Below are 12,790 nucleotides of genomic sequence, written 5' to 3' on the forward strand. Positions count from 1 at the left end.
CCCCTCTGCCTCATCCCCCAGGAGCCTCACTAGTGGAAAATTGAGGCAATTGGGAGAGGGATAGGTCTTCAACCTCTGGTAACTTTTCTAGAGAGAGGGGAGTGGATTGAGTAGCACCAGATAAGCGTTTTAAAAGGCTAGGTCTGGGATCATGCAACAGGTAAATAATGCGATCGCCAATTTCCCATTCTTGGTTAGCTGGTATTACCTGTAAGCGTTCTTCTCGTTCTACCAATAGCGGTATCAACACCCCAGTCCGAATTTTTTCTTGGATGCGATCGCATTGAGTAGAAAATTCCAACTCATCTAGCGTAGTTGTCCCCAGCTTGACGCGCCCATCATTCAAATATTCATTCCAAGTTTTAATCGCTAAGTCTGGGATAAAAGCTTGATTAACTTTATTACTAGCCGAAGTATTCGCTTGCGGATCGCGGGGGAAAACAGCTAAGACGCGCGGCGGCTTAAATTCCTCAGCTGCTCGTTGAGCCAAAACAAAATTCACCTCGCCATTACTAGTCATAGCCAAAAAAGTACCCATAGAGCCAAGTCCTGCCTCTTCCAAAACAGCAGCATCTAGCCCACTGCTAGCAATCACCCGCAGATTTTGCGCCTCGGCTTGCACAAGACATTCGGGGTCAGTATCAATCATGACCACGTTTTCTCCCCGTTCTTGAAAGAAGCGGGCAATCAAAAGACTTAACGGATTACAACCCACAATCACTGCCCCAGTTACGTGTTTGGAAGTGATTTGCAGCCATTTAGCAACCCAGCCAGCTGTTAGCCCTTGGCAGACAACAGTCATGATGATTGTCAGGAAAACTAAAGCTTTGATGGAATCACCGCCGTTAATGCCGCGCTGTGTCAGAGAAATCGCAAAAAAAGAAGCGACGGAGGCAGCAACAATTCCTCTAGGAGCAACCCAGCTTAAAAACAGTTTTTGTCGCCAGTTTAAGTCACTGTTCCAGGTACACAAGAGGATATTAATTGGGCGAACGACAAACATTAGTACCAAAACAGTGAATAAACTACCCCAACCCAAAGCGAACACACTGGCAATCGATAAATCAGCAGCTAATAAGATGAACAGTACCGAGACGCTGAGAATTGTCAACTGACCCTTAAAGCTCCTTAACAGGCGTTCTTCTGGGACTGAGGAGTTAGCAAAGACTGCTCCTGCGACTACTGTTGTCATTACTCCTGATTCACTGCGGATGATTTGCGATAAGGTAAACAGGCTCCAAAGTATCGCCAATACCACTAAGTTTTTTAGCTCGAATGACAGAAAACTGGCGCGTTTGAAAATCAAACTCATCAGATAACCGCCAGCACCACCAATTGCCGCCCCAACACCCAGGCGCATCAGCAAACCGACGATCGCATTAATGGGGTCAGCATCGCCATTTAAAATCGTATCGAGGACGACGAAGGCGAGGATAGCTCCTACAGGGTCTATTATTACCCCTTCTCCTTCCAAGAGTGTTGATACTTGCCGATCTACATTGATTTGTTTGAGCAAAGGCCCAACGACGGTTGGGCCTGTCACCACAACGATGGAAGCATAGAGAAAAGCTATCTTCCAGGGGAATTCACCCAGCCAGTGAGCAGCCATACTCCCACCAACCAATGTGATTAGCGTTCCGAGAGTGACGAGCAATTGTAAGCTGACTGAAACTCTACCTAACTCTCGCAGATCCAAGTTAAGTCCGCCTTCAAACAAAATGATTGCCGTTGCTAGGGCAACAATAACTTCCAATCCAGTGCCTAGTAAATGGGGGTGCAACAGTCCGATGCCATCAGAGCCTAAGAAGATGCCCAACAGCAATAACAAAACGATGCTAGGTATCCGAAAGTATGCAGCCAGCACTTGCGCGCTAATGCCTGCAAGGACTGCGATCGCCATTTGTAGGGTAATTTCAAAAGATGCTTCCATTTTGTAGATTTTGAGCGATTTCTTTCAAAATCTTTTATAAAAAACCGTAGATACTAACTTTACACGGTACAACATTATACCCTTTGTCCATTGCTGAATTTAGCTTTTCTATTTGAGCGTCCCTTTAAATCCCCAGTGCCGGATGCTGATAAACCCTGCGGCTTGCCGCAAAAGCATCTACAGAATTCTTTTGGTGTTTCCATCTCTTTCTATCCTCTTCAAGCTTTTGCCTCCACCCAGTTTAGCCGCCACAAACTTTTTTTGGCAAAAGCTGTTGACAAAGGCTAGGAAATTGGTTACCTTATAAAAGGTCTGAGTCCGATGCCCCCATCGTCTAGAGGCCTAGGACACCTCCCTTTCACGGAGGTAACGGGGATTCGAATTCCCCTGGGGGTACTGAAAAACAATAAAAAAGCAAAAGTGTTTTTTGCTGGAAATATCTAAAATTAAACTATCATTCAGGCTTTTCCTGAATGACAGTTTAACTATACGTAAGGTTCTGTGCTGGCTAACTCTTCTGCACGTTGGTGAATAGCCAAAAGATTTAACCGCAAATCATTACTAAGACGGTTTTCAATGATTCCCACTGGCATAGTGAGTTTAGGCCAAACTTGAATTGTGTAACAAAGATTTGTTCCTACACATTCACCAAAAAAATAAGGCTCTAAGCACCAGCTACCAGAAAAGCCTTTAAAATCTCCCTCTACCATGCGGAAGTTAATTTCTTTGGGGAAGTATTCTTCCAAATCCAAAACTACCCGCGCACTAAAGTTGAAATTCAGTAAGCGCTGGGAGCCTACTTGCTCCAATCTAATTCCACCATTGGGATGCTCGATTAGACGACTCTTGGCGAGGTTGGGGAGAAAGTCAGGCAAGGCTTCATAATCTGTCAGAAGCTTCCAGATTTGTTCCACTGCTTGGGGAATTTGAACTTTAGCGGTGATTTGTCGCTGTCGCTCTGCTATTTTCTCAATTTGAACTTCTACCTTAGCTGCCACGACTGCATCAACAGTCAAATCCCCTTCGAGGTTGATGTCATCACTAGGAGATTGGAAATCAAGGTTCTCTGTTGCGTTCTGTTTTTTAGTCACTTTCAGAATTATGGTTTGCTTTCGTCAGAAAATTGGGGCAGAGTCAGGGTAAAGCAAATTTCGCTCTGTTGAGAATCCGAAATTGGGAGACTTTCAACTGCGATCGCTCCATTCAGATGCTGCACTAAAGACTTGACTAAAGCAAGTCCCAAGCCAGTCCCTGGAGTCCAGCGTCCTTTTCCGCGACGAAATTTGTCAAAAATGTAGGTCGCTTCTTCTTTAGAGATGGCACGTCCTGTATTCGTCACCTTCATGATAACTTGATCAATTTGTCGATCAAGTTGGTGAGAGGCTTCAAGGTGAACAATGGTATCATGCTCTGAGTATTTGCAGGCATTTGTTAACAATTCTTGCAGGATGCGGTCAAAACTTTCCAGTTCAGTTTGCAGTTTTAGCGATTCCTCTGGTAAATCTACAGAAATCTTTAATCCCTTCTCTGCAAGTTTTTTCTCGAAAGATCCTGCTATATCCTGAATTCTAGTATTTAAATCTATAGATTCTAATTGCGGGGCTTCGTGAGGCGACTCTAGTTTCTGGAGTGTCAATAAGTCATTAATCAAGTTGATTTCTTTTGTACATTCCTGCTCTAGGATATCCATGTATCGAACCTGACGCTCTGGCGCGATTCCTGGCAAACGTAAGTTCCGAATTGACATCAGCATGTTTGTCAAAGGATAGCGCAAGCGATCGCTCATGTTACTCATAAATTCATCTTTGAGTTCATTGAGTTTCTGCAGCTGCTCAACATACTGCCGGGTTCTTTCATGCAATTTTGCCTGGAGTTCCAGACTACTCTGTAGTTTCGCCGTCCGTTCATCTACCAAAGTTTGCACTTGGCGCAATGTCTGTGACTGAATTATGGCGTTACTTACTTGAGCACAAACCAGTTCCACAAGATTTAATTCTGCTGCTTGCCAATTGCGAGTAACAGCTTGCTGTAGCACCAAGAATCCTAAGATTTTACCTTGACTCTCTAATGGCACTAATAAAACCGCAGGCAATTGCTCTATTACAAATAATCGAGCAGCTGAGGAAGTATCATTTTGCTCTGTGTAATTATCAAACATTACTGGTTTGGCAGAATCTATGAAAGCACGCTGGCATAAACCACACTCTGAAAGCAAGAAAGACTGATCTTCTAAGGTATCTGGTTTAGTAGTACGATAAATTTGTGTTTCCTTAGCCCATTCACCAACCACTTTAGCTTTCGCTTTAGGAATTTGTTTTTTAGCTTGAGTCTTAAATAGTGGGTCTGTATATTTTAGTAGTATAAGCAAACCCCGATCTGCCTGTAGAGATTCGGCAGTAGAGGCGATAACTAATTGGAGCATTTGATTCAGCTCCAAGTTGCTACGACTCAGTAAGGTTAGTTGCTTGATTAAGCTTTGATACTGCTTGCTCTTTTGCAGATACTGTTGTTGATGAGCAATTAGCTGGGCTTGTGCTATGCGAGAAAAAGCGAGCGCACAAGCCGACTCCACCTCTTTTAAGAGTTGTTTTTCTGATTCACTCCAATCATAAGGTTGGAATTTAATCAGACTAATCACGCCATTATTATTGCCACCAAACCGGGTGGGAATTGCCAAAACTGCTTTTATCGGTAGTGGCAAATATTGACACCCAATTACCAGACTGTTCTGAATGATGGAAATATCTTCAATAGTCAATGGTTCAGCAGCACATTGCAACACTGGCGAGTGCATAAGCAACTGTTCCATCGAAAACATCTCTTCTGCGTGTGGTAATGCTAGATACTCATCAGCACACCAATTAGTACTAGTCGCTTCGTGGGATGTCTCACCCGTTACTGAAACCAAGCAGCAACAATCTACTTGAAAGACAACTCCTAGCAATTGGGCAATATCTTGGAGCATCAATGCCGGCGCCGAGCTATTGGCAATGATTTGGTTAATCTTTTGTACCAACTTGTGGGCAGGTTCTTCCTGATGCTGCATCAGCTTGACTTGGTAAGGTTGTAGTCGATCTATGTCATCTACATAATGTGGCGGCGACGATAAAGGCTTTTTCATTCTTGGCACGCTCTTGGATAATAACTCCATTGTTTTTGCACCCAACCTCTTGGCATATTCTTCACCGTTAGTTGTGTTGCTCTACCTTGATAATTCACAAATCTTGTATGAATACTTTCTCTCACCTGTTATAGCCCTTTTCTATGGGAGATGCCCAAGTTTCCGTTATATTAAACAAATTGCTACATAGGTAGTGAGATACTTAGGATATTTTAAAATGACTTAGCCTGATTATTTTTGGCTGCTTTATCTTCTTTATATTGAGATAATTAACTAATTTTGACTTAGAATATCCTGTCTGTAAGTATACATAAACCGTAATTTCTCTGGAATTTTAGGAAAATTCCCCTGCCATAACCGTAAAAACACTGGCTCTATTTTAAAGATTTTGTAAAATTTCGTTTTTATTTTAGTCTTTTAACCAGCTACCCTTTGATCTGTGTTGCTCTCAATCAAATATAACTAAGCCAGAGCGTGAAAAAGCTCTTGAGCAGGGGGGCAGGGGAGAAGGTGACAAGAGGTGAGAACTTGCAATAAGTCTTTCTTCTTGTCCCCAATTCTCTTTGTTCCTTTGTCCTCTTCCCCTTGTTTCCCTGCCTCTTATCAAACAGAGCTATCTCATAGCAGCAATAGAGTACATAAACTAAACTTCTTAACAATAAGTTTTATGTATTAGATAAAATAAAGCTAAATTCTCAATGCAGCCCAATTATTTAGCAAAAATAACTGAGCTGCATTGCCTGAATATAAGACTATCCAGCCAAACTCTCAACACTCAGAGGAACCATATCGCCATTCCTGGTCAGCCCCAACAACATCGGTTCTTGGGGTTGAATTAGTTGACCTGTGAGTACACAGCGTTCTTCTTGCTGAGCTGTGGCAGCGATGCTAGCTCGAATGTCGGTTCGCGAAAATCGAGGCTTCCATTCACCTGATTTTTGCTGGACATAATTCCAAAGGATATCTCGGATTAAAGCTTGATATCCCTGATTGCCAGCTATTTCTTTGAGCTTATCTTTCAGTTCCCGTTCTAGGCGGATGCTGGTAACTTCCATATCGGTGGTTGGGGTGCGAGCGATCGTATGCATCACTATTTCTCCTTAAAGGTATAGACAAGATAGTAATACAAGTGTAGTATGTTTAAAGCGATATTCAATAGGTGAAATTTTCTGTGAAATCCATTTACCCCATCTCTACTTCAATTTTGTGCGCCACCAATTGCCGAATCGGTTGGGAATCGGCTGCTATGGAAGTGGAGTATTTATTTATGGGCGATGGTAGCCGAAATCATGGGCAAATCACAGAGGGTAATTATGATTTTAGACATCTCAGCATTAGTGCGCTGATTGCAAAACCAGAACTAGATGAAGAAACGGGGGGGTACAGACAAAGGAATACTGTACCGATATGAGACCAGAAAATTTTCCGGTCAATTCTAACCCCCGCTTCACCGAAAACTTGAAGCGGGGGTTTTTTTATAAGGAGTTAAGCTGTGACGATATCTTCAATGCGCGGCGCGAACGCAATGCAAGTGTTAGAGCAATCTGTGGTGGTGTTTTCTCAAAATTACTTGCCACTCTGTCGGATCAATATCAAGCGGGCGATTGTGCTGTTACTAACAGACAAAGCTCAACCTCTGGGTTTCACCACAGAAGACGGATGGCGAGTTCACTCACCCAGTTTGGTAATTGATGTGCCAAAACACATTCGCTTAACAGTTGCTTCTAATGAGCGGATGTGGAAAGTTCCGCCAGTGAATCGGCGGGAAGTGTTGCGACGAGATCATCACACTTGTCAATACTGCGGTAGCGGCAAACATCTAACGCTAGATCATGTGATGCCGCGATCAAGAGGCGGTTCTCACACTTGGGATAACGTAGTCACAGCTTGTGAGAGATGTAACTCCCGAAAAGGCGATCGCACCTTGTTTGAGGCTGGTATGCAACTGCGTACCAAGCCAAAAGCACCAATCCACCCCGCGATTTCTTTTGCCGAACAGTTTTGGATAGATATGCAAGGAAGCCTGGAATAACAGGAGAGCATAAGGAATGCTGAAATTAACTTACACTGAAAGCAGCTTTTATTTGGAATGTCTCACTCTGTCGCTAGAAGAATGGGTAGCACAGCGAGTGATTTTAGCCCTGCGAGTTGGGCAAAGTTTATGCATTGAACCCAGTACCGCTTCCTTCTTGCTTCCTGTTGATTTGCCAGGAGTAGAAGTACTTAAGGCTGAGGTAAAAAGAGATGACAGAGAAATCATTGCCCTTTGTGCTTGCGATGCCGAATATATGGAAGTCACTCTGCGGGGTTCTTGGCTATTAGATAGTTCTAAGGATGCTGTAGGCGTGTTTTTCACCACTATGAGCGATCGCGCTGAGTTCTTTTTGCACAAACTCTGGCAAGAATCTCAAGCTTGTGCTTCTGTCATGAGCGAATAAATAAAATACTAGGGTGAGTAGAATTTCTCACCCTTTATTGCCCCATTTGCAGCAGTTCAGGAATTGTCACAAATCGGTAGCCTTGCTGTTTGAGTCCACTGATGATTTGTGGCAATGCTTGTACAGTTCTTTGGCGATCGCCACCACCGTCATGCATCAAAACAATAGAACCTGGTTTCGCGCCTTTCAGGACATTATTTACAAATGCTTGTGGTTTGGCATGAGGATCGGTATCAGCTGAAGTTACTGACCACATAATTACAGCGTCCTTCTGACTTTTAGCGTAAGCAGCTAGTCCATTGTTTAAAAAGCCTCCAGGAGGACGAAACAGAGCAGTTTTAACTCCTGTAGTTTTGTATATCAGATCAGATGTGCGATCAATTTCACTCTTGGCTGTGGCTTTATCCATTCGTCGATACCAATGATGCCAAGTATGGTTGCCAATGGCGTCTCCTTCCGCTACCTCACGCTTGGCTAGGTCAGGATTTGCTTGCAAGGCTTGTCCTACCCAAAAGAATGTCGCTTTAACATCATTTTGCTTCAGGATATCCAGCATTTCTAGAGTTGTCTTCGGCCAGGGGCCATCATCAATACCTAGAGCAATAACCTTCTCGTTGTTCCTGGGATGCACCTGATAAACTGTTTTTCCCTGAAATTTAGCTGGGACTGTAAAGGTAAGATTTTCTACTTTGGCTGATGGCGGTAGTTGGGCATTAGTGTGGGCCTTTGCTGGATGAGCTTGAACTTGTGCAGGATGGATTTTGCTTAAAGGCTTGTTCAACCCCAATTGTGGGGCGATACTACAAGCTGTAATCGTAGAGGTGATTGCGACAAAAATAATTATCTGTTGTCGCTTGAGGTAGTTGTTTGTCACGTCAGGCTTTTCAGGCTTTTAAAGATTCACCCAATCATAAACTGTAGTTTGATTTTTCAGAGGGTTTAGCAAGCTCAAATATAAGTGCAGAAGCTTTTATAGACAATTTCCAAAAATTTTTCTGAAACCCCTTGACACCTCTTGTAGTATTGTGTAGTATAGATGTAGTAAAGCGAAAGACAAAGCTTCTCAAAAGTCAAAGTCATGTTCTACATACAACTAAAGGACAGGTGTTGGAATAAACCAAAGTCCCCAGTCAACAAAGCTGTTCCTACTTGCAAACCATCGAAAGTAGAAGCAATCAACCAAAAAAGTTTTAAGTTTGCACTCAGCAAAACCACAGAATACATCCGTAATACACAGCAGGCTTGCTACCTAGAGTTTCGGTTGTTTTTCTAACAGTTTCTAACAGTTAAAAGTAAATTTTCTGAACCTTGAAAACTAAATAAGAAATGGGCAAGTTCACCAAAAATCTGTGCCTATAAGCCTAAATACTAGGCACAGATATCAACTATGGGGGTATAGCTCAAATGGCTAGAGCGATCGCCTGTCGAGCGATAGGTTACGAGTTCGATTCTCGTTGCTCCCGTGTAGCCTTGTGGACGACTAGATAAGTCGCTGTGCCTCTCAAGCGGGTGCAACTTCTGTCGAGGCTCCCAAATGGCTGAGTAGCCAAGTGGTCGAAGGCGTCGGTCTGCAAAACCGATATCGTGAGTTCAAATCTCACCTCAGCCTCTGGTGCGATCGCAGTGTAGCTTAACCAGCAAAGCCCCAGGTTCATACCCTGGTATATGCGGGTGCAAATCCCGCCGCTGCCACCAAATGCAGGGATGGTGTAACGTCAACACCTCGTGACTCCAAATCCGATGTTCTAGGTTCAAATCCTAGTCCCTGTGTCAGACAATTTTAGATTAAAAAATTTAATCCAAAATTTAAAATCTAAAATTCGGTAAATTATGCCCTCGTGGACGAATGGTTAAGTCAGTGCTCTTTCAAAGCATAGATGCGAGTTCAATTCTCGTCGAGGGAATGATTATGGGTCGGTGGCCGAGTCTGGCTGAAGGCGACAGTCTGTAAAACTGTTCTTTTTTGCACGCAGGTTCAAATCCTGCTCGACCCACTATGGAGAGGTGGCTGAGTGGCTGAAAGCGTCCTCCTGCTAAGAGGAAGCGGGTAGTTAATACCCGTCGCAGGTTCAAATCCTGTTCTCTCCGTTTTGAGAGTGTGGTGTAACTGGATAACATATCAGTCTACGAAACTGAAGATTTGAGGGTTCAAATCCCTCCGCTCTCGTTACATTATCTCTTCTTTTATCCCCCGGTAGCTCAGTTGGTAGTTAGCGCCTGTTTGAAAAACAGGAGGTCGTCGGTTCGATTCCGACCTGGGGGGCTTCGTTGCCTCATAGCTCAATGGCAGAGCAAGCGGCTGTTAACCGCGCGGTTGTAGATACCCTGCGGGAAGCCGCTTCGCGTCTACAAGTCCTACTGAGGCAGCCATTCATTGCCGGGTGGACGAATTGGTAAGTCGCATCGCTCTGAACGATGAGGTTGCAGGTTCAAACCCTGCCCTGGCAATAAAGCCCTGTGGTGTAATTGGCAACATAGCGCCCTTTGAAGGCGAAGATTCCAGGTTCGAGTCCTGGTGGGGCTGCCAAACTTTGCTCTTGTAGCCCAACTGGAAGAGGCTGCCGTCTCAAAAACGGCATGTTGTGGGTTCAATTCCCACCAAGAGTACCAAAACTTGCTCCTGTAGCCCAATTGGAAGAGGTGGCAGACTTAAAATCTGTTTCGTTGTGGGTTCGACTCCCACCAGGAGTACCAATACCTAATTCGTAATTCGTAATGGGCTTCTCTACGAGACGCTATCGCGAACGCCCCGCTACGCTAACGTAATTCGTAATTAAAAAAGTTAGATTTCATCTGGGTTTCCTGGTTTGAATTTGTTGCCAGATTTTAGAGAATTGGTACAAGCTCTCGTGGCGGAATGGAAGACGCACATTTACTGAGGATCTAGTTTTTTGCAGGTTCAAGTCCTGTCGGGAGTACCAAAATATCTGGGTGTGGCGCAGTTGGGAGCGCGGGAGTTTTGGGAACTCCAGGTCGCAGGTTCAATCCCTGCCACTCAGACTCTGCCCTTGTAGCCCAACGGAAGAGGCGCTTCGCTTAGAACGAAGAGGTTGCTGGTTCAAATCCAGTCAGGGGTATTGGTGATTATGCGGGGATGAAGCAAGAGTGGCTTGGAGGTCTCATAAGCCTCACATCAGCAGGTGCAATTCCAGCCCCCGTCACCAAAATTAGTGCTGGTGTAGCTCAATTGGCAGAGCAACTGACTTGTAATCAGTAGGTTGCAGGTTCAATTCCTGTTACCAGCTTGATGCGGGTGTGATGTAACGGCAGCATGAGACGCTTCCAACGTCTTTGTGCGAGTTCAAATCTCGCCGTCCGATCTGAAACTTGCGGGTGTGATGTAATCGGTAGCATCTGAGTGCGCCATACTCAGTGCGTGGGTACTCTTCGAGAACGCTGCGCGAACAAGTCCCTCCATTCACTTGCGTAGTCCTGTAACTCAATTGGTAGAGTGTCTTCCTTACAAGAAGAATGTCGCGGGTTCGATTCCTGCCAAGACTACCAAATATTGGGAGTGTAGCTCAATGGAATAGAGCTTCGAGCTTCTACCTCGAAAGTTGTGGGTTCAAGTCCTACCACTCCCGCCTAAACAAGTCAAAAGTCAAAAGTCAAAAAAAAGAATTTAATTATTTGTCTTTCTTTATTATTTTTTACTTGTAGTTTTTCACTTGTTTGATGGGGTCATAGCTCAAATGGATAGAGCGCCTGCCTTGCAAGCAGGAGGTTATGGGTTCAAGTCCCATTGATTCCACTGATGGTGTCTGAAGCCAAAGTGGTCGAGGCGCTGGTTTGTGGAACCAGTCATAGCGGGTTCAAGTCCCGTCAGGCACCCTTGAATGGAAGATGCTGCTGAATGGACGGCAACTGGTCTTGAAAACCAGGGTATGGGCAACTGTAGGGGTACCCTACGGGAAGCAAGCTACGATTCCTCCATCTTCCGCCTATCCACCTGAAGCCGAAAAGCGAGGCGCTGTGCTGATAACACAGAAATAGGAGGGGCAGTACCTCCCTGGTGGATTTATATCTAGTGTTGGTGTTACAAAGGCTGATATCTAAGTATACGATCGCACTTACTCATTTCTTATTTAAATTAACTAGGGTGGTTGGCATAACGGCTGTGCAGCAGGCTTTTAACCCGCAGAAATAGGTTCGACCCCTATACCACCCATTATGAATAGGAACTAGCGATCGCTAGTTGAGCATGTTGCAATAATATGTCTTTATCCAGAGCATTTACGGGATATTGCGGTGTTACTGCCAGTAGTTTATCGATTCTTTCTTTGGCTGCTTCCACTACTGATTCATCTAAGCTACCCTTGCTGAGGGAATCGACGAAATCTTCAGCAATCTGATAAGTTTTTTCAATAGATGATGAATTAATATTACGCGAGACAATAAACAGGTCGCAGCCTGCATGAAATGACCGCGCTACAGTACCAGCTTTAATAAACATATCTGAGATCGCTTTCATATCTAAGTCGTCAGAAACAACCACTCCCTCAAAGCCAAGTTCCTCTCTAAGTATGGTTTTGAGAATAGCGTGGGAAAGCGTTGCTGGCACATCAGCATCTATCTTAGGAAATAAAATATGGGCAGTCATGATTAAAGGAATCTGTACTTCAATTAAAGCTGTGAAAGGTATGAGTTCTCGAAGTCGCAGGTCTTCTAAAGTTAGATTCAGTATTGGTAGCTCAATGTGAGAGTCTTTGCTGGTGTCTCCATGTCCAGGGAAGTGTTTGGCGCATCCCAAAATTCCTGACTCTTGAAGTCCAAGGTAATACTCACGAGCATCTTTTGCAGCAGTTTCGGGAGTGTTACCAAAGGCACGAGGCCCAATCACAGGGTTGTGGGGATAGGAAAAAATATCTGCTACAGGTGCCCAAGATAAATTTATTCCCAGTGATTTGAGTTCTACTGCTGTGGCTTTTGCTACTTCGCGGGCGTGCGATCGCAGCAATAACGCATGAGGAAACCGCGTAATCGGCAGTGGTGTACGAATGACACGACCTCCTTCATGATCCAAAGTCATAAACATCGAATCACGTTCAGTATATTCTCGTATCTGATTGTTTAAATTTTTGAAGCTTTCCAGCCAAATCTGATATGGGGTGCCATCTAAAAAGTTCTTGGCGAAAAAGATTACCCCAATCGGTCTCAATCCATTGAGGGCACGTTTATCATCATCGCTTAATGTCGTGCCAGAAATACCTAGAATCAGGTGATGTCCAAAACACCTTAGCTCCTGCGATATTGGCATAATCCTTTACCTATACTTGTGTAGCAAACAACGATTTTACACCC

Annotated in this window: 9 protein-coding genes and 25 tRNA genes; 28 read left to right on the forward strand and 6 right to left on the reverse strand. The window is 44.2% G+C overall.

The window, feature by feature from the left end:
* Nucleotides 1-10: 10 nt before the first annotated feature.
* On the reverse strand, nt 11-1,930 hold the full coding sequence (locus tag ACFFAP_RS13635; RefSeq protein ID WP_375511728.1) for a cation:proton antiporter: 1,920 nt from the start codon (nt 1,928-1,930) through the stop codon (nt 11-13).
* Between the two features lie 323 nt (nt 1,931-2,253).
* Between ACFFAP_RS13635 and ACFFAP_RS13640 the strand changes: the two genes are divergently transcribed.
* A tRNA-Glu gene (locus ACFFAP_RS13640) sits at nt 2,254-2,326 on the forward strand.
* A gap of 89 nt (nt 2,327-2,415) precedes the next feature.
* Here ACFFAP_RS13640 and ACFFAP_RS13645 read toward each other — a convergent pair.
* The 3 genes from ACFFAP_RS13645 to ACFFAP_RS13655 all read right to left on the reverse strand — a co-directional run bounded on the left by ACFFAP_RS13645 (nt 2,416) and on the right by ACFFAP_RS13655 (nt 6,139).
* The gene (locus ACFFAP_RS13645) at nt 2,416-3,021 is read right to left on the reverse strand and encodes an SRPBCC family protein (protein ID WP_375511729.1); all 606 of its coding nucleotides are present in this window, start codon (nt 3,019-3,021) and stop codon (nt 2,416-2,418) included.
* Between the two features lie 8 nt (nt 3,022-3,029).
* Entirely contained in the window at nt 3,030-5,051 is a 2,022-nt protein-coding gene (locus ACFFAP_RS13650; RefSeq protein WP_375511730.1) for a GAF domain-containing protein, read from the reverse strand.
* 752 nt (nt 5,052-5,803) lie between these two features.
* Nucleotides 5,804-6,139, reverse strand: a complete 336-nt coding sequence (locus ACFFAP_RS13655) for a hypothetical protein (protein ID WP_109011785.1) — start codon at nt 6,137-6,139, stop codon at nt 5,804-5,806.
* Nucleotides 6,140-6,210: 71 nt separating this feature from the next.
* Here ACFFAP_RS13655 and ACFFAP_RS13660 point away from each other — a divergent pair, with 71 nt between their 5' ends.
* The 3 genes from ACFFAP_RS13660 (at nt 6,211) to ACFFAP_RS13670 (ending at nt 7,489) form a co-directional block, all read left to right on the forward strand.
* On the forward strand, nt 6,211-6,462 hold the full coding sequence (locus tag ACFFAP_RS13660) for a hypothetical protein (RefSeq protein WP_375511731.1): 252 nt from the start codon (nt 6,211-6,213) through the stop codon (nt 6,460-6,462).
* A 114-nt stretch (nt 6,463-6,576) separates the two neighbouring features.
* Nucleotides 6,577-7,083: an HNH endonuclease gene (locus ACFFAP_RS13665; protein ID WP_375511748.1), complete on the forward strand. Its 507-nt coding sequence runs from the start codon at nt 6,577-6,579 to the stop codon at nt 7,081-7,083.
* A gap of 16 nt (nt 7,084-7,099) precedes the next feature.
* Nucleotides 7,100-7,489 carry an alr0857 family protein gene (locus ACFFAP_RS13670; protein WP_229483123.1) on the forward strand — a complete coding sequence of 130 codons (390 nt, stop codon included), beginning with the start codon at nt 7,100-7,102 and terminating at the stop codon, nt 7,487-7,489.
* 34 nt (nt 7,490-7,523) lie between these two features.
* Here ACFFAP_RS13670 and ACFFAP_RS13675 read toward each other — a convergent pair whose 3' ends face one another.
* Nucleotides 7,524-8,363, reverse strand: coding sequence for a polysaccharide deacetylase family protein (locus tag ACFFAP_RS13675; RefSeq protein WP_375511732.1), 840 nt, complete (start codon nt 8,361-8,363; stop codon nt 7,524-7,526).
* Between the two features lie 515 nt (nt 8,364-8,878).
* Between ACFFAP_RS13675 and ACFFAP_RS13680 the strand changes: the two genes are divergently transcribed.
* The 24 genes from ACFFAP_RS13680 (at nt 8,879) to ACFFAP_RS13795 (ending at nt 11,657) form a co-directional block, all read left to right on the forward strand.
* A tRNA-Asp gene (locus ACFFAP_RS13680) sits at nt 8,879-8,952 on the forward strand.
* Between the two features lie 73 nt (nt 8,953-9,025).
* Nucleotides 9,026-9,098, forward strand: a tRNA-Cys gene (locus ACFFAP_RS13685).
* Between the two features lie 10 nt (nt 9,099-9,108).
* Nucleotides 9,109-9,184 (forward strand) — tRNA-Met (locus ACFFAP_RS13690).
* A 3-nt stretch (nt 9,185-9,187) separates the two neighbouring features.
* Nucleotides 9,188-9,259 (forward strand) — tRNA-Trp (locus tag ACFFAP_RS13695).
* Nucleotides 9,260-9,322: 63 nt separating this feature from the next.
* A tRNA-Glu gene (locus tag ACFFAP_RS13700) sits at nt 9,323-9,393 on the forward strand.
* A 7-nt stretch (nt 9,394-9,400) separates the two neighbouring features.
* Nucleotides 9,401-9,483, forward strand: a tRNA-Tyr gene (locus ACFFAP_RS13705).
* Nucleotides 9,484-9,487: 4 nt separating this feature from the next.
* Nucleotides 9,488-9,577: transfer RNA gene (locus ACFFAP_RS13710), tRNA-Ser, on the forward strand.
* 4 nt (nt 9,578-9,581) lie between these two features.
* Nucleotides 9,582-9,656: transfer RNA gene (locus tag ACFFAP_RS13715), tRNA-Arg, on the forward strand.
* A 21-nt stretch (nt 9,657-9,677) separates the two neighbouring features.
* Nucleotides 9,678-9,752 (forward strand) — tRNA-Phe (locus ACFFAP_RS13720).
* A gap of 6 nt (nt 9,753-9,758) precedes the next feature.
* A tRNA-Asn gene (locus ACFFAP_RS13725) sits at nt 9,759-9,859 on the forward strand.
* A gap of 5 nt (nt 9,860-9,864) precedes the next feature.
* Nucleotides 9,865-9,937: transfer RNA gene (locus ACFFAP_RS13730), tRNA-Gln, on the forward strand.
* A 3-nt stretch (nt 9,938-9,940) separates the two neighbouring features.
* A tRNA-Gln gene (locus ACFFAP_RS13735) sits at nt 9,941-10,016 on the forward strand.
* 6 nt (nt 10,017-10,022) lie between these two features.
* Nucleotides 10,023-10,099 (forward strand) — tRNA-Leu (locus ACFFAP_RS13740).
* Between the two features lie 6 nt (nt 10,100-10,105).
* Nucleotides 10,106-10,183, forward strand: a tRNA-Leu gene (locus tag ACFFAP_RS13745).
* 149 nt (nt 10,184-10,332) lie between these two features.
* Nucleotides 10,333-10,410 (forward strand) — tRNA-OTHER (locus tag ACFFAP_RS13750).
* A gap of 6 nt (nt 10,411-10,416) precedes the next feature.
* Nucleotides 10,417-10,489, forward strand: a tRNA-Pro gene (locus tag ACFFAP_RS13755).
* Nucleotides 10,490-10,493: 4 nt separating this feature from the next.
* A tRNA-Leu gene (locus tag ACFFAP_RS13760) sits at nt 10,494-10,566 on the forward strand.
* Between the two features lie 95 nt (nt 10,567-10,661).
* Nucleotides 10,662-10,734 (forward strand) — tRNA-Thr (locus ACFFAP_RS13765).
* A gap of 5 nt (nt 10,735-10,739) precedes the next feature.
* A tRNA-Gly gene (locus ACFFAP_RS13770) sits at nt 10,740-10,809 on the forward strand.
* Nucleotides 10,810-10,917: 108 nt separating this feature from the next.
* Nucleotides 10,918-10,993, forward strand: a tRNA-Val gene (locus ACFFAP_RS13775).
* 6 nt (nt 10,994-10,999) lie between these two features.
* A tRNA-Arg gene (locus ACFFAP_RS13780) sits at nt 11,000-11,073 on the forward strand.
* Nucleotides 11,074-11,166: 93 nt separating this feature from the next.
* Nucleotides 11,167-11,240 (forward strand) — tRNA-Ala (locus tag ACFFAP_RS13785).
* 6 nt (nt 11,241-11,246) lie between these two features.
* A tRNA-His gene (locus ACFFAP_RS13790) sits at nt 11,247-11,320 on the forward strand.
* 266 nt (nt 11,321-11,586) lie between these two features.
* A tRNA-Lys gene (locus tag ACFFAP_RS13795) sits at nt 11,587-11,657 on the forward strand.
* Here the strand turns inward: ACFFAP_RS13795 and ACFFAP_RS13800 are convergent.
* Nucleotides 11,658-12,746: a glycoside hydrolase family 3 N-terminal domain-containing protein gene (locus ACFFAP_RS13800; protein WP_375511733.1), complete on the reverse strand. Its 1,089-nt coding sequence runs from the start codon at nt 12,744-12,746 to the stop codon at nt 11,658-11,660. It lies immediately after the preceding tRNA gene.
* Nucleotides 12,747-12,790: the final 44 nt, after the last annotated feature.

It is taken from the genome of uncultured Nostoc sp. (assembly GCF_964245575.1).
Lineage (GTDB): Bacteria > Cyanobacteriota > Cyanobacteriia > Cyanobacteriales > Nostocaceae > Nostoc.